Source organism: Gimesia aquarii (genome assembly GCF_007748175.1).
GTDB lineage: Bacteria > Planctomycetota > Planctomycetia > Planctomycetales > Planctomycetaceae > Gimesia > Gimesia aquarii_A.
This window is the reverse complement of record NZ_CP037422.1, coordinates 1,852,655-1,867,674: the sequence shown is the minus strand read 5'-3', so window position 1 is coordinate 1,867,674 and position 15,020 is coordinate 1,852,655. Positions and strand designations below refer to the sequence as shown.

Here is a 15,020-nt window from a genome sequence, read left to right as displayed (position 1 = left end):
ATCGGGTAATTCATGTTCTCCTTAATTGGACTCCATATTTTTTAGCTCTAGCAATGACGATTTTTTTTAATTCTGCGAATACTGAAAAATCGCCACACAAAATATCTTCTGCATGTCGTAATGTTATTTCGAGGTAAGAATTGATTGTTTTATTTAATGATTCATCGATAAAACCGGTTGAATTATTGGAATCACTTTCAGTGCTATTTCTTAACGACAATAAATCTAGAATGTCATAAAACTCATTCGAATTTATTCTTGTTCCATCTTTTCTAGTTGGTTCAAAATCTCCTTCAGGTAGACGATATAAAAATTCACTAATACAATTTTCTCTCATTTCATACTCAAATAAAATACCTGTTGTTTCATTTTTTGCAAAAGCCTTTGGAGTGTATTTGGTACCACAAGGATAAAAATCCTCAAATCCATATTTGTTTTTAATTGGTTCAAACTCTTCATTACAAATCTTGGCTAAATTTTCATAATCAATCATAACTGGCTATGGCCTCGGAAGTTTAATAGGGGTTATTTTTAATTTCAAAAGAAGCTCTTGTTCTAAAGCATAAAAGGCACTTCTCCTTGACCGTGATGGATCAATGCCTAAATCAACAAATTTGTATCCTTCTCTGTGTTTTCTTTTTAGCCATACTTCATTACGCTTAAGACTCTTTTTCAAATCAAAATTTTTCTTAGAAAAGTTTTTATTTCATGCAGAGTACCACTTGGCATTAAAACCATCTTTTCTCAAACCTTTAGCAGTTTACTTAATACTTTCCATTCCTTCTCCTAATACAATATATTTTGCATTTTTACATAACCCCGTTCCATTATGAACCAGCACACTAGATTCAGCAACGTAGTAGGTGTGTTTGACTTGGACTTCGAGATTGTAAACTGGTTCGGGCGGACCGCGGGGGGTGATGTTGGTGACTGTTGTAATGCCGTTTAATGATTGCAAACGCTCTCCCACTGTCAGGCTATCTGCTCTGACAAACTCTTCGCGATCGACACTCCAGAAGGGGTGGTTTGGCGTGGTGCCGATCGGTTTTGATTCACCATCAACGACGATATCCAGAATCTTGGCAGCCTGATGTTGGAAGGTACCGGTAACGACCTGGAAACCGGGGCCGGGGTCAGCAGCAATGGGTGGACAGGCTTCAATTGCCAGCACTGTGGCGTTGCCATCGATGCCACATTCGGGGACAGAGATATAAACGGTGCCACCAACCTTAGCCGACTGTTGAGCTAGCCACTGTTCGGGGCGTAACAGACTGACGTTGGCGAGCGTCCCATCCAGTTTGGGAGCATCGAGTGTCAGCAGCTTCCTGGTCGCCGGATCAACGTCTTTCCCGAACTCCGTATCATCCTCTTCGGCAGGATTGTCGGCTTTGACCCATTGACCGGGTTGGATATTCTGAATCCGTTTCGAAGTCAAAGGCACGTCGTCTGAAGCAACAACGGGCGTCTTCAGAGCAGTCGTAGTATAAGTCTTAGGAGCCGCCATCCAGAGCAGGCTGCCTGAGAAGAGCAGCGTTGCTAAAAGGCTCACTAAGCCAACAACACTGATACCACCAGTCAGACGAGGTCTGGTTCAATGGTGCTCGTACTCGAGATACTAAGTGTCATACTATTGAGTCCCGACCCCTTTTTGACTTTTTTAGAATAAAGATTATTGCTTTGTATGCCACTAGTAGAAAATGAATTTTTATTACTGCTCGTTCTCTACAACCCTAACTCCTAAGAGTTTTAACAAAAGAGTAATGTATCGAAAGGTTGCATCCCAATCCTCTTGAGACAATTGTGGAAATGCAGCTTTAATGTGATCAGGGATAGGTTCGCCTTCTAAATGGTTTGTAATATCTGCTAATTCTGTTTGCTGACTTATTAAACGGAAATAATAGTCTGTAATCTGATCATTGCCTTGTGGCGCAAATTCAATTCTTGAAATTGCATCAAGGTTATCTTCAGAATGGGATCCATGTAAAAGGAGGTTTTCATTAAACTCATGCGGTTGCTCAGGGCCTAAATTACCTGCATAGGCAGAATGTATTAATTCTTCCAGATTTTTTCGAATTTTGATATCTTGTTGAAAATAGAATTCCACAGTAACCAGTCCCACGAGAACTCACAAAATTTTCCAATGAACTTTTTATATATGTTTCGGATTTAGCCCTTTGAGTAAATGTTAGCCATGAAAAGTCCAATGAGCAGGGTAAGGAATTATGGAACTCCCAACAAGTCTTCAACAATTCCTTCTAAAGTGTTTTCACAATCACTAAATTTACTTTCTAAATCCTTATTATTCTCGCAGACTCTTTCTTTCTGCCAAGAAACAAACAATGGAATAAACCAAAACCAACGATACAAATTCTCTGTTAATCTGAGTTTCTTTCTTATTGATTTTGATGCTTTTCAGTATCCCTAATGTTCTAAGATATGCTTCCTCATCAAAAATCCCTTGACGTAAGAGGTAAAAAAAACATTACCTACATCCCACTCTTTACCAATTGGCTCTACTGCCTCAGCTGGTGTCATCTACTTTTACTCAATTTGTAATTAGCATATTATTACTTTGGATGGTCTTCTGTTCGCGCTGACCCGTTTCATGGTTAAACGCCAGTCAAAAGAGTGTTTCGGAAAATATGAATCATTGTTGTTTATGATCGAACTTACAATTTTACATTTTCTTTTATTTCAAATGACTCTGCTGTAATTTTTACATTATGTCTCTCGTCTAGAAGAGCGATCCCTTCTCGACTCGATTCTAATTCAATTGTTTTTAAAATGATGCAGGAATCTTCCCATGTTGTCGGCCCACAAATATATTCAGGTCCAAGACAAGCTATAACCAGATTTTGACCATAACTATCACCGTGAATGACAACACTAAGAGAAGAATGACTACTGTTAAGTTCGTAGATTGTTGCTAAATGCCCTTGCCACCGTTTGAGCATCGACGCAGTTTTGTGAATTTCAGTATCAAGGTAAGTCATATTATCTGGCTTAGAAGGGTGAACTAACTTTTTCTCCCAATCTATAAAATGTAGTTTTGAGTAATAATTCTGGATTTCTTGAGAGACATTCTAATTCAGCATGAAGTATATTACCGTAAATATTTCATACTTTATTTTGAATTGTCTTCTTTCGCGATAAAACGATTTCTGTTTTAAAAGGCGAAGAATCGATAATAATCTTTTTGCTAATAGGAATATAATGATCATTATTTATTTCTTGTAGAATATTTGTAATTCTCAATGCATTTTCAGGATAATACTCGCCAATCTTCTTGATTCTTTTTTGTAACAAATTCTTATCTTCAACAACTGCCTCAATATTTCCATCAAATTCGTCTAATTGAAACTTGTAGTCCATCAAGAAAGTGTTTTGTGATTCTTTTAGTTCATTACGGACTTGTTCAAGGGAAATGGTAATTTGGCCTTCAATCGATGTAGTTTGTGTTATTGGGAGGCAGTTATGACGACCGAAATAAAAAGTAACCAAACAAAACAAGTTTTTGACAGGAACCCCTGCCTCATCTTTAAAACTGATGCGCAAAGAGTCTGGTATTTTCATCAGTTTGCTCCAATAAGTTTAACCAAAGATTTGGGATCTACTAAAATAGAATCAGCGGTAATCGCTTCATTTCCTCCACCAATTCCCCATTGAGGGTTATCACCTCTTCCCACTCTTCTTAATCTTGATATCCCAGTAACATTTTTGGATCTATTTAAATTTGAGATTTAGGTTTATTCGGGAGCTGAAGATGTGTTTTCGCTTTACCTGCTGTTTTATAATACCGAGAAGTAACATAAATATCTTTTGGATCATCACTTCCATCAGTATTGGGGATGTCTTCGGTGAAAATTAGAAATCTGAAGCTTATTCATTCTATTTATCATAAGAGAGGATTGGGATCGAACGCATCGATCATCATTTGAATATTGTTTTTCCAGTTTCTGTAATCTTCTCCCGAATCTGACCAGATATTATTTAACTCGGAATCTTCTGACAACACTCGTTTGAGGGAGTGAATACAATTTGACTTTAAATCGTTCACTGGAAGATCCTGATTTTTTTGAATCCACTCCTTAAACTCTTCAGGCGGATTGTCCCGGACCTGAAACAGTAATGAGAAAACCGTTTCTGCTGCTCCCAAAACTTTAGAGCAGTCAAGATCATCCAGAAAACCATCGCTTTGCCCAGGATTGAGGGATGAAAGCAGGAAACTATGGGGATCCTCGGCTTCATACAAATCATAGAGCCAGTCGCATGTGGTATCGTCTTCAAAAGTTTTGTATCCCCAGGATCCCATGACCAATACTACCTTCTTTATTCCTCGTTTATGGGTTTATAAAACTTACAATAACCAGTTTAAAAAACTATTGCCGTATAGACATATTCATGAATAGTCTAGCCATTTTTTTTTATTAATACTCGTTCTTCAAACAGAGCAAATTCTGTATTCGCTGCTTCCAGAACTGCTTCACGATATTTCGCTGGGATCTTTTTGTATACCGCATCATACCATTTTTCGAACGCTGCTTTGGTTTCTTCAAATTCTGATCTTCCAAAGCTTACACTTACACATTTTGGAAATTCTTGAGCAAGCAACCGAATACACTGAAGAGAAGCAATCATCGATTGTTCGGGATGTGGTTTGTCAATGACGACATCCACCGATTGAAACATGCGTTCTTTAATAAGATATATGTATGAACCAATCTGGTCAAAAGCGAAATCATTATCGATTGGCCTATTTCCCCAGTATGACATTTAGTATTCTCCTGATTTATTTAGTTTCCACCTAGAGTGCGTATGTTAAATGACTCACCTAATTCCTTTAGGAAATCTTTAGGATCAACGTCTATCCAGCGGCTTGGATCTGGGGGACCGCGGGGTATAATATTGGTAACTGTTGTGATACCGCTTAAACTCTGAAGCTGTTCGCCAATAGTCAGGATGTCTGCTCTGACGAACGCTTGTCGGTCGACTCTACTACTTCCTCGACTGAATTGTCTGAACTGCTTCAGCGAGTAGTCGCCAATTTGGGTCTAGTGATTCGTCTGATCTAGGCGATCGACAACGATCTTTTCTTTGTTCAGTACTTGCACCAAACAAAACGAAGTTAGCTTGTGCCTCTGACACCATCATCCCTTTATTTGCTGGAGACCTTTTGTCTTGTTCATCAATTACCAGCACATCGTCCTCCCAACAGCACACAGGACAAATATCCCAGTCACACCGTTTATCAAGTGTCCTATGCCCACAAACAAAACAGGTTACACGTCTATTCGTAGTCAAATTATTTTCTATTATTGAAGTCACGAACTGTAAGCAAAGCCAAATTTCAAACAAACTTATCGTGCGTCTGAATATTTTGACTAACGGGAAGTCTATTGGAAACTCTCACAACAAATGGATCAAATTAAGGGGAGCATGTCATCTATTAGATATTACTTATTATTTTCATCTTTTTGAGAAGCACTAATTACCTTGTCATATTTGTTTTTATATGAAGCAAGCCTATCAATTATATATTCCAAACCTTCGCAAACGTCTTCACTCCCTGTAAGTAATCTACATTCTTCAAGTGCTTCATTGAGATCGTCAATTAGAATATGTAATGTGTCTCCCTGGATTAGAACTCCAGGATATTGTCTATTAGGTAACTTCAAGACAGCCCCATTTTTTTGATCTGTATATAATTCCACAGTAATCTTTTTCATATTTCACTCTGGATAAAAAGTAATATGTGGTAAGTGTTCTTTAAGTGGTCCTTTAAAGAGATCTTGATTCCAAGCCTCGCCTCTTTGGATTGACTTTCCTCCTGGGAGTGAACGAGATGCACTTCTTCTGATTTTATTATTTGCTTCAATCACAAAATCCCAATCAGAATCAATTCTTGGCAGTTTGCTTCCTCCTGCACGGCTGCCTACAAGGTGAATGGGTTTACGGATACGATTTGCTGCATTCTGAATTCGACGAGCTTCATCCGACGTCATATTTTGTAATGCTCGGTTTATGTCAGCCCCACCACCAGCAGAACAAGGCGCTCTATTATGAACCAGCACACCAGTATCGGCAACATAGTAGGTATGTTTGACTTGAACTTCGAGGTTATAAACGGGTTCAGGAGGACCACGAGGGCTGATTTTAGTGATGGTCGTGATGCCCTTTAGGGTTTGCAAATGCTCTCCCACAGTCAGGCTATCTGCTCTCACAAATTCTTGGCGGTCGACACTCCAGAAGGGGTGGTTTGGCGTAGTGCCGATCGGTTTTGATTCGCCTTCGACGTTGATATCCAGAATCTTGGCAGCTTGATGTTGGAAGGTACCTGTGACGACCTGGAAACCGGGTCCGGGGTTGGCGGCGATGGGCGGACAGGCTTTAATTGCCAGCACTGTGGCGTTGCCGTCGATGCCACACTCAGGGACAGAGATATAAACGGTTCCGCCAACCTTAGCCGACTGTTGAGCTAGCCACTGTTCGGGGCGTAACAGACTGACGTCGGCGAGCGTACCATCCAGCTTGGGCGCTTTGAGCTTCAGGAGTTTCCAGGTGGCTGGATCAACATGTTTACCAAACTCCGTATCGTCTTCTTCGACAGGATTATCGGCTTTGACCCATTGGTGGGTTGGATGTCTTACTTGATATAGAGATGAGAAAAAAAGATCATTTGTTTTTTTCTACAAACTCGAGCATATATGGTGCAAGTAAATCAACAATTCGAAGAATCAATGTTTCAGATTCTGTACCACTATGCAGCTGAGACGAATATTCAAAAATAATTTGAGGGTCTGAAATAGATCCATATCCTAAGAAACCTTCAGATAAGTCGATGTCTGTGTCAAGCTCTTTATTTATTTTTGCTATTTGATTCACAAGTTCTCGAATACTTACGCTGTCTTGAGTAGAAAGTCTCCCATCAACAAGAATAATTCTATTATTTCCATGTTCACGAATTTTTACTTCTCCGTAGAATGAACCATCAGAACAAATACCACGGATATACCACGAAATGTTTTTATTAAAGTCTGGTATTGTTCCAGACCATCGTAATATTATATTTTCATCTATTATTTTCATCTATTATTCTTGAACCACTAATATGGAAGTAAAAGTGCCTTTGCAAGGTCCCCTAAAGGAATGTGAAACGCTGTGCATTCAGCACCATGATAAAAAGAATCATACTGTGACATCGAGCCATTTATTCTAACCTTAGCAATAACAAGGTTTTTCTCTCCAGATTTTTCCAAGAATTTCTTCCATTTCTCTGCTGAAGCCTTATTATCCCAAAACCATTTTTTACCTGCTTCGGCAGGGTCACCTTTTACTAGTTTACTGTCAGCCCACTTACCTTTACTAGCGTCCTTAAACTCATCCGGTGACATAACTCGATAACCAGTACACGTATTATGCGCTAAAACCGGTGGTCCGCGATAGCCATTTGCGGCGACGAAGTAGTTGTGTGGGCCTTTTACCTCAACGTTGTAGACGGTAATACCTTCGGGGTGAGGTTCGTAGTGGTTGGATTTGACGGTGATGAAGTGGCCGTTAGCTCCTTCCAGTTTCGTGCCGGGTTTCAAGGATTTGGCTTCAATGTAATCGTTGGCGGCAGTTGACCAGAAGGGATGTTCGTTCGTGGTTTTGATGGTTTGCGTCGAACCATCCTCGGCTTCGACTTCCAGAATGCAAAGATGATCGACTTGTCGTTTAAAGGTCTGAGTAACGGTCTTTTGTTCGCGCTGGCCGGTTTCATGATTGAAGGCCATGATGGTGTCGCCGACTTTGTAATCGGCCACCGACTTGAGCTTGAACTGTGGCTGCGGTGATTGCTCACTCGTAGCCGACATCGCGACCGCCGGCTGCTCGATTGACTGGCCGATGCCGGACTTAAACAGGCAAAACCCGCCTATCGAAAAGCAGAGCAAGATTGAGAAGACACTCATCATGCGTGACAGTGGTTTGGATCGTTTTTCTGGATGTATCATTGGTTCTCCTTTATTCGGAGTGGTTTTTGGTTGGTTGTGTGAATGGTCGTTGCGTATCATCGAGTGCTGTGGGCGCAAATTTGTGCGCTCATTGACGGGTAGGTGCAAAGAGAAAAGTTGGGGCTGCTTTGGATTGCAGTCTTGAGGCTTAAACAGAATCTCATCCATTACGCGGTGATCACTGAAAATATGATCGTGAGAGTTAGTCAGCACAGGCTGGAAGCGATTCGTTGATTTCTTCCTGAGACGGCGGACCTGCATCACGCCAAAACCAGTCAGAGTTAAACCGACGGCTAACCAGCACATGCCGACTTCTTCTTCCGAATGACTGGTGAGTTCTGTGGACCAGCCTGCATCAATAGCTACAACGGGACCTTCGTTAAAGTATATGTCTTCGATGAAAATCAGAAATCAGAAGTGAATCAATTCTATTGATCATAAGAGAGGATTGGGGTCGAACGCATCGATCATCATTTGAATATTGTTTTTCCAGTTTCTGTAATCTTCTCCCGAATCTGACCAGATATTATTTAACTCGGAATCTTCTGACAACACTCGTTTGAGGGAGTGAATACAATTTGACTTTAAATCGTTCACTGGAAGATCCTGATTTTTTTGAATCCACTCCTTAAACTCTTCAGGCGGATTGTCCCGGACCTGAAACAGTAATGAGAAAACCGTTTCTGCTGCTCCCAAAACTTTAGAGCAGTCAAGATCATCCAGAAAACCATCGCTTTGCCCAGGATTGAGGGATGAAAGCAGGAAACTATGGGGATCCTCGGCTTCATACAAATCATAGAGCCAGTCGCATGTGGTATCGTCTTCAAAAGTTTTGTATCCCCAGGATCCCATGACCAATACTACCTTCTTTATTCCTCGTTTATGGGTTTATAAAACTTACAATAACCAGTTTAAAAAACTATTGCCGTATAGACATATTCATGAATAGTCTAGCCATTTTTTTTTATTAATACTCGTTCTTCAAACAGAGCAAATTCTGTATTCGCTGCTTCCAGAACTGCTTCACGATATTTCGCTGGGATCTTTTTGTATACCGCATCATACCATTTTTCGAACGCTGCTTTGGTTTCTTCAAATTCTGATCTTCCAAAGCTTACGCTTACACACTTCGGAAATTCCTCAGCAAGCAACCGAATACACTGAAGAGAAGCAATCATTGATTGTTCGGGATGTGATTTCTCAATGACTGCGTCCATTTCCTCAAACATACGTTCCTTAATAAAATAGATATATGATCCAATACCATCAAAAGCGAAATCATTGTCGATGGCATTTTTCCCCCAGTATGACATCAAGTATTCTCCTGATTTATTTAGTTTCCACCTAAAGTGCGTATGTTAAATGACTCACCTAATTCCTTTAGGAAATCTTTAGGATCCACGTCTATCCAGCGGCTTGGATCACGTCCGCGGTTTTTATTCAACAATCCTGCTTTTTTCAGCTGTTCTGCAACCGGCTCAAATCCATTGATTAATCCTTTGGTACGTGCAGCGCGTAGCCTCTGTCGAATCAGCTTTGCCTCAATTGTTCTTGCTTGGTCATGTGTTAATTTATTGGTAATGGGTTTCATCGTCGTACCAGTTTTTGAGGCATCGAGTCGATGTGCACCAGATCGAGTTTTTAAATTGTTGGTAATACCAATGTAATTCACATTTCCGGCGTCGTCGGTATGTTGATACACACTTTCGCCAACACCACAATTTTTCCCATTATGAACCAGCACACCGGAATCAGCAACGTAGTAGGTGTGTTTGACTTGGACTTCGAGGTTATAAACCGGTTCGGGCGGGCCGCGGGGACTTATTTTCATGACGGTTGTAATACCGTTTAATGATTGCAAACGCTCACCTACTGTCAGGCTGTCTGCTCGCACGAATTCTTGGCGATCGACACTCCAGAAGGGGTGGTTTGGCGTGGTGCTGATCGGTTTTGATTCGCCTTCGACGGCGATATCCAGTATCTTGGCAGCCTGATGTTGGAACGTACCGGTAACGACCTGGAAACCGGGGCCGGGGTTGGCAGCAATGGGCGGACAGGCTTCAATGGAAAGCACTGTGGCGTTGCCATCAATGCCGCATTCGGGGACGGAGATATAAACGGTGCCGCCAACAGTGGCCGACTGTTGGGTTAACCAGTGGTTGGGGCGTAACAGGCTGACGTTGGCCAAAGTACCATCCAGCTTGGGTGCTTTGAGCTTCAGAAGTTTCCAGGTGGCTGGATCAACATGTTTACCAAACTCGGTGTCGTCTTCTTCGACAGGATTATCGGCTTTGACCCATTGGCCGGGTTGAATATCCTGAATTCGTTTGTGGGTTAAGGGAACGGTTGCTGAGGCAACGACGGGTGTCTTTGGTTCTGCCTTGGGAGCCGCCAGCCAGAACAGACTGCCTGAAACAAGAAACGTCCCCAGTAAGCAAAGTAAGCCAACAACGCTGATACCACCGGCCAGATGAGATCGGTTTTGTTTTTGGACAACATTATTTTGTAAATGCGGTCTGTGCATTTCAGTCTGCTTTCTAAGCTGATGCTGTGGTTCTTTGATTTTAGCAAATGACAATTCCTGGTTCGATAACAATTCGGTTTGTGAGCCTCGATTCACTGGAAAATACTGAGATCGACCATTTCGTGGAACATCCGATTGGGGATGCCAAAGTTCATGGAAATCATTCTCGGCGAAAAGATGATCCAATTTGGCAAACGGCTGTTGTTTCTTTTTCTTCTTTTCCAGTAACCCAAAACCAGTCAGGCCAACAGGGACTGAGATTGCTGCGAGCAACATCGTGGAAAAGTTCCACTCTGAATCTCGTTCGGGATCAGAGGCTAACCCCGCCACTTCAGATTGGAAGTTCATATGATCGGGAACGACCACCAGTGTGTCACCGACAAAACAAGCGCCTAATGCATTTTTCAAGCCGCCGACGGAGAGGACCGCTCCGGCGATATTGACCGCGTCTGAGAGACCAAAGTTTCCACTGGAAATGGATTTTCCTGCGGTTGCCAAACCACCAACGATGTCGGCGCCTTCATAAGCAATCAGGGCTTTCTGGCCCCAGGAACCACATTGGACCAAACCAGGTCCGAATACGGAAGCAGTGAGCACGATCGCCGTTCCACCGGCGGCACCGATGGCGTAGGCAGCGTCATAATCATCCTGATTACCGAATAGCGCTCCGATATCGGGGACGCTGATCAAGTCGTTAAATGGATTAACCGAATCGAGCATGCCATCGATGGATGCGGTAAACCGGTCAAACAGAGAGCCATCTTCAAAGTCATTTACGAGTTGATCGATGACATTGTTGATGGAGACGCAACCGGGCGCAAAACTCCCCCGGCTTTTTCACACGTCACTTGTTTCAACTGAACTTGTCATCCCCATTGACTGTTCAGGAATACGTGACCACCTCCAGCGGGTCACACGCGGCCGCTACCCAGTGCGGACATGGAAAACATCACAACAAGGCGCAGATTAAGACTGTGTGGCCTTTGGTGATGTAATGTGGTCGATGAAATCCCGACCATAGATAAAACAGCGGCGGCCTACTTTACGAACTCTGAGGCCATTTTTTCGGGCAGTATCGAGGGCGAATCGTTTCAGCCCTGTTACTTCCATAAAGCGTTCAATCTAATAAACTTTGTTGTGGTCGATCTCCCCCTCTGTTTTCATACAGCAGAATCCTCCATTGAAATTGAGTATATGCGCATCTTGCGTTTGAGATAAACCCAATATAGCGTATAAATAGACGCAGTCCATACTAAATATACAATATGTAGTGCTTTTGCAAGAATTTATATCACTGAAAAATAGAAGTGCATTAATGGCAACATCTTAGGCCGCAAACTTTTACGGATAGTGAGAGGTCAGCACTAAAATAAACAAAATGGATAGAATATATTGAATCTATTCTGTCCATCTTCGTAATCGAATGTCGGACTTAGCCTCTTCAATTTTCTCATCTACTTTTATTAATAAATCGTTCATAATTTTTTCAGAAATTTCTTTAGACGTATAGTCATTTAGCGAAGTCTCAATTTCTAGACGCACAGCATCTAAATTATTTGTGTAGGTTTTAATGTGGGTGTTTGCCCAACGATAAATTGTAATTAATCCTGTTGCAACTGAAACAGCAGAAAAGATTACTGTAGCTACAATACCAAGAATCCAATTGTTTATCATATTTGCTTGAGAAGCAATACTATCAATCTGCTTTTCTGTAGCAGTATCAACTCCATCAATCTGCTTTCCTAAAGTAGTCTCAACACCATCGATCTGCTTTGCTAAAGCTGTCTCAATGGTATCAATCTGCTTTGCTAAAGTTCTCTCAATGGTAGTGATATTTCTTTTATAACTGCCCAATCTAAAATCAACTGAATCCTTATAAGTTTTACGATCTTTTATTTCTTTCATTAAATTGAAGCTTGTTAATACTCGGTCTAGTTCTTCAGGATTAAGATTTTTAGACAACCTTGTGAATCTTTCCTGTAGGATTTTTAAATCTTCGACAAATTGAATAAACTGCTCAGACTCTTTAGACTTTGACCCGATTGTTTCAGTGACGACTTGATTCAATGCATCTACTCGACCTTGCAACTTTTCTGTTTTATCAGAAATTAAAATAGTTAATTTTTTCTCAATTTGGGCGGCCCTTGGATTGTTACCTGTGATTACATTTGTTTTTGCCACTGCTTCTAATTCTTGAACTCTGTGTCGTAGCTGATCGATCTGTATTTGTGGACCTGTAGTTCGAGGAGCCGGGCCTCCTTTAGAAAAGTCGATACATAGAAAACAAAAAGTAGCGAAAAGAATGACTGCAAGAATTCTCATGATTTCCCTCGTCTGTAATAAATCTCTTCAGTACTTAGAATTTGAGTATCAAAACGTAAATACTGAATGGGAGTTAAGCCTCAATGCTGTTAAAGAGGACTCTCTCCATTTATTCCGGATTGTTTGGTATAACAATAATATATGCACTGGTTCATCATATCCGACATTGCTAGTAATTATGGGAGAGTGGATTCCACACTCAAAATTTTCATTCTCGTTGTTGAGCATAGTAACTGTTTTTTATAGCTTTTTAGTGTTATTTTCTCATGAATCCCAAAACGGCTATACTCTCAACGCCAAACCGAATTGTTAATGCACGCCTGCTACAAATCATGCTACCAAGTGCGCACAGGCAGTCAATGATAATGCTGAGTGAGCGAGAGTAATTTAGCAAAGCGATTGCTACTCGGAAGATTGAGGCTGCACAGTGGGAGCACTAATAATTACGCTCTATCTTTCTTTAAATAGGACTTCCATACCGGTTCACCAAACTCATTCACAAACCCTAGGAATCCCCGCTCGTCTGAAGCCCTTCTAAACGTCGCTGTATCTGATACATTTCGTCTTTTAGTTCAGAAACTACTGACTGACCGGAGAATTCAATGTCCAAAAACTGTTTTCGTACTTCCGCCATAGCAGGTTTATCTAGGATTGTTGTTATCCGTTCCAGGTGAAACAGCTCCACGCCAATCGAATTTTCTTTAAGTGATTGAAGTTCTTCTCTTTCTGAAAGCCTTAGCTCTTGATTGGTTACAAATGCTAAACCTTGCGATGAATTTTTTGACACTCCTGCGAAATCCGCGATGAACTTTGCTTTTATTTCAGAGAACTCTTTTTGACCTCTTGGAAAGTAAACAGCCATTATCCAGCGTTCACTACCTTTTTGGCCAACTGCATCCTTACCACCATCTTTTCCGCCTAAGGGATGGCTTGGGTCGATAGATTTATAACCATCATCCAATAGAATTTGTGCCGTCAATCTTTCTGAATTTGCAGAACCATTTGTCCATTCACGTAGTCTGTGCCAAGTTTCGTCCCAACGATTTGTCATAGGAAGTTATTCCGAATTTCTAATTTTCTGTTGCCTTGATCGTTCGTAATTGCAGCATTAACTGTTCTCCCTTCGGGGTCAATGACCAAAAAAGAGCCATTTCCCCCTGGGTGGCTTTTTTGTATTCGACATTAATAAGTCCATAAGTAGATAGCTGAACTCTCACAGTCTCAAAATCTTCTTTTTCGACTTCTATGTGAAATGGAATACTCGAATCCTTTCGTTCTTTTTTGTACATGCCTTCTGCAAGAATACTGCTAACCTTTTGATCGAATGGATGTTCCATCAAGCTAGGAGCAATTATTGAAAAAAGTGTGGACCAACTAACCTTAAACGTTTCACTCCCTGCATATGTCCCTGACCACGAAACCCTGATTTCATAAAACTCATCCATTGACGCCAAATTTAATTCAGGTGGTGGTTCTACTGATTGGAGGTTTTTGAGCTTAAGTTTTAATGCATCATTTTCTTTTCTCATCGTATTCACATCAACAAGCAAATCTTCACTTGCGATATTATTTGCGCGTACCCATCCAATTGCTGGATAAAGTTTTATTGTTTTAGATAGGCTTAGTGAAACTAATCCAGGAAGTTCAGTCGCATGACTCCAAAATTTTACCAATCGACTATCTGAAACTTTTGTTCGAAAATCATCCAGCTTTTCACGCAATGCTTGATCGATCTCTGATTTACCAACGGGTATCTCCTCTGGTTTTTCATGCACAAAAGCTAAAACCTTTAATCCGATGGAGACGGCATACTCATATTCTTTTTCTGTGTAACTAATTCCTTCTGAAGTAAGGGAGCCGTATCTTCCCCCAATAATTAAAAGGTAATAATCACAGTCATCAATTATTCGTTTGATAAACTCAAATTGTTCTTCATCTGCAGCGGGGAACAATTCCATTCCCGCAGGGATACAATCCATTTCCATTAATGTTTGGATGACTTTTTGCCGTTCTTCTTTTAGATCTGCATATGTAGAACTGACAAAGATTTGAAATCTTTTTTGCATTTTGAATGCCTGCTATAAATTACGATTATTGACACACTTATCTTGCATCTTTGAGTCTTCCCAAGGAAAAGTGTATATATACGCTTAGACAATCCTTATTGTTGCAATAGAGGTAAT

18 protein-coding genes are annotated in these 15,020 nt (G+C 41.0%); all 18 read right to left on the bottom strand.

From position 1 onward, the window contains the following. Positions 1–10: 10 nt before the first annotated feature. Entirely contained in the window at positions 11–493 is a 483-nt protein-coding gene (locus V202x_RS07450) for a hypothetical protein (protein ID WP_145172625.1), read from the bottom strand. Positions 494–760: 267 nt separating this feature from the next. Then, complete coding sequence (locus tag V202x_RS07445) at positions 761–1,549, bottom strand: polymorphic toxin-type HINT domain-containing protein (protein WP_145172622.1); 789 nt, start codon at positions 1,547–1,549, stop codon at positions 761–763. A gap of 159 nt (positions 1,550–1,708) precedes the next feature. Further along, positions 1,709–2,104 carry a hypothetical protein gene (locus tag V202x_RS07440; RefSeq protein ID WP_145172620.1) on the bottom strand — a complete coding sequence of 132 codons (396 nt, stop codon included), beginning with the start codon at positions 2,102–2,104 and terminating at the stop codon, positions 1,709–1,711. A 565-nt stretch (positions 2,105–2,669) separates the two neighbouring features. Beyond that, positions 2,670–2,993, bottom strand: coding sequence for a hypothetical protein (locus V202x_RS07435; protein ID WP_145172618.1), 324 nt, complete (start codon positions 2,991–2,993; stop codon positions 2,670–2,672). 124 nt (positions 2,994–3,117) lie between these two features. Then, complete coding sequence (locus tag V202x_RS07430; protein ID WP_145172616.1) at positions 3,118–3,573, bottom strand: hypothetical protein; 456 nt, start codon at positions 3,571–3,573, stop codon at positions 3,118–3,120. Between the two features lie 322 nt (positions 3,574–3,895). Next, positions 3,896–4,312 carry a DUF4259 domain-containing protein gene (locus V202x_RS07425; RefSeq protein WP_145172604.1) on the bottom strand — a complete coding sequence of 139 codons (417 nt, stop codon included), beginning with the start codon at positions 4,310–4,312 and terminating at the stop codon, positions 3,896–3,898. Positions 4,313–4,410: 98 nt separating this feature from the next. After that, positions 4,411–4,773, bottom strand: a complete 363-nt coding sequence (locus V202x_RS07420) for a hypothetical protein (RefSeq protein WP_145172614.1) — start codon at positions 4,771–4,773, stop codon at positions 4,411–4,413. 222 nt (positions 4,774–4,995) lie between these two features. Continuing rightward, positions 4,996–5,325 carry a CPCC family cysteine-rich protein gene (locus V202x_RS28105; RefSeq protein WP_409996674.1) on the bottom strand — a complete coding sequence of 110 codons (330 nt, stop codon included), beginning with the start codon at positions 5,323–5,325 and terminating at the stop codon, positions 4,996–4,998. 128 nt (positions 5,326–5,453) lie between these two features. Next, positions 5,454–5,726 (bottom strand): DUF6959 family protein, encoded by a 273-nt coding sequence (locus V202x_RS07410; RefSeq protein WP_145172612.1) that lies wholly within the window; start codon positions 5,724–5,726, stop codon positions 5,454–5,456. 3 nt (positions 5,727–5,729) lie between these two features. After that, positions 5,730–6,401: a polymorphic toxin-type HINT domain-containing protein gene (locus V202x_RS07405; RefSeq protein WP_197993271.1), complete on the bottom strand. Its 672-nt coding sequence runs from the start codon at positions 6,399–6,401 to the stop codon at positions 5,730–5,732. A 271-nt stretch (positions 6,402–6,672) separates the two neighbouring features. Then, positions 6,673–7,086 carry a hypothetical protein gene (locus tag V202x_RS07400; protein WP_145172608.1) on the bottom strand — a complete coding sequence of 138 codons (414 nt, stop codon included), beginning with the start codon at positions 7,084–7,086 and terminating at the stop codon, positions 6,673–6,675. A 17-nt stretch (positions 7,087–7,103) separates the two neighbouring features. Further along, positions 7,104–8,297 carry a polymorphic toxin-type HINT domain-containing protein gene (locus tag V202x_RS07395; RefSeq protein ID WP_145172606.1) on the bottom strand — a complete coding sequence of 398 codons (1,194 nt, stop codon included), beginning with the start codon at positions 8,295–8,297 and terminating at the stop codon, positions 7,104–7,106. Between the two features lie 129 nt (positions 8,298–8,426). Beyond that, positions 8,427–8,843, bottom strand: coding sequence for a DUF4259 domain-containing protein (locus V202x_RS07390; RefSeq protein WP_145172604.1), 417 nt, complete (start codon positions 8,841–8,843; stop codon positions 8,427–8,429). 98 nt (positions 8,844–8,941) lie between these two features. Continuing rightward, entirely contained in the window at positions 8,942–9,304 is a 363-nt protein-coding gene (locus tag V202x_RS07385) for a hypothetical protein (protein ID WP_145172602.1), read from the bottom strand. A gap of 20 nt (positions 9,305–9,324) precedes the next feature. After that, positions 9,325–11,235, bottom strand: a complete 1,911-nt coding sequence (locus tag V202x_RS07380; protein WP_145172600.1) for a polymorphic toxin-type HINT domain-containing protein — start codon at positions 11,233–11,235, stop codon at positions 9,325–9,327. Between the two features lie 678 nt (positions 11,236–11,913). Beyond that, positions 11,914–12,837, bottom strand: a complete 924-nt coding sequence (locus V202x_RS07375; RefSeq protein WP_145172598.1) for a hypothetical protein — start codon at positions 12,835–12,837, stop codon at positions 11,914–11,916. Positions 12,838–13,342: 505 nt separating this feature from the next. Further along, on the bottom strand, positions 13,343–13,888 hold the full coding sequence (locus V202x_RS07370; protein ID WP_145172596.1) for a hypothetical protein: 546 nt from the start codon (positions 13,886–13,888) through the stop codon (positions 13,343–13,345). 19 nt (positions 13,889–13,907) lie between these two features. Continuing rightward, positions 13,908–14,903 (bottom strand): DUF4062 domain-containing protein, encoded by a 996-nt coding sequence (locus tag V202x_RS07365; protein WP_145172594.1) that lies wholly within the window; start codon positions 14,901–14,903, stop codon positions 13,908–13,910. Positions 14,904–15,020 lie beyond the last annotated feature (117 nt).

Bases quoted from the DNA above. Each gene is read 5' to 3' on its own strand.
- V202x_RS07435 (WP_145172618.1), bottom strand. From the start codon at position 2,993: ATGACTTACCTTGATACTGAAATTCACAAAACTGCGTCGATGCTCAAA.
- V202x_RS07410 (WP_145172612.1), bottom strand. From the start codon at position 5,726: ATGAAAAAGATTACTGTGGAATTATATACAGATCAAAAAAATGGGGCT.
- V202x_RS07395 (WP_145172606.1), bottom strand. From the start codon at position 8,297: ATGTGCTGGTTAGCCGTCGGTTTAACTCTGACTGGTTTTGGCGTGATG.
- V202x_RS07430 (WP_145172616.1), bottom strand. From the start codon at position 3,573: ATGAAAATACCAGACTCTTTGCGCATCAGTTTTAAAGATGAGGCAGGG.
- V202x_RS07400 (WP_145172608.1), bottom strand. From the start codon at position 7,086: ATGAAAATAATAGATGAAAATATAATATTACGATGGTCTGGAACAATA.
- V202x_RS07385 (WP_145172602.1), bottom strand. From the start codon at position 9,304: ATGTCATACTGGGGGAAAAATGCCATCGACAATGATTTCGCTTTTGAT.
- V202x_RS07420 (WP_145172614.1), bottom strand. From the start codon at position 4,773: ATGTCATACTGGGGAAATAGGCCAATCGATAATGATTTCGCTTTTGAC.
- V202x_RS07425 (WP_145172604.1), bottom strand. From the start codon at position 4,312: ATGGGATCCTGGGGATACAAAACTTTTGAAGACGATACCACATGCGAC.
- V202x_RS07380 (WP_145172600.1), bottom strand. From the start codon at position 11,235: ATGCTCGATTCGGTTAATCCATTTAACGACTTGATCAGCGTCCCCGAT.
- V202x_RS07370 (WP_145172596.1), bottom strand. From the start codon at position 13,888: ATGACAAATCGTTGGGACGAAACTTGGCACAGACTACGTGAATGGACA.
- V202x_RS07375 (WP_145172598.1), bottom strand. From the start codon at position 12,837: ATGAGAATTCTTGCAGTCATTCTTTTCGCTACTTTTTGTTTTCTATGT.
- V202x_RS07390 (WP_145172604.1), bottom strand. From the start codon at position 8,843: ATGGGATCCTGGGGATACAAAACTTTTGAAGACGATACCACATGCGAC.
- V202x_RS07450 (WP_145172625.1), bottom strand. From the start codon at position 493: ATGATTGATTATGAAAATTTAGCCAAGATTTGTAATGAAGAGTTTGAA.
- V202x_RS07365 (WP_145172594.1), bottom strand. From the start codon at position 14,903: ATGCAAAAAAGATTTCAAATCTTTGTCAGTTCTACATATGCAGATCTA.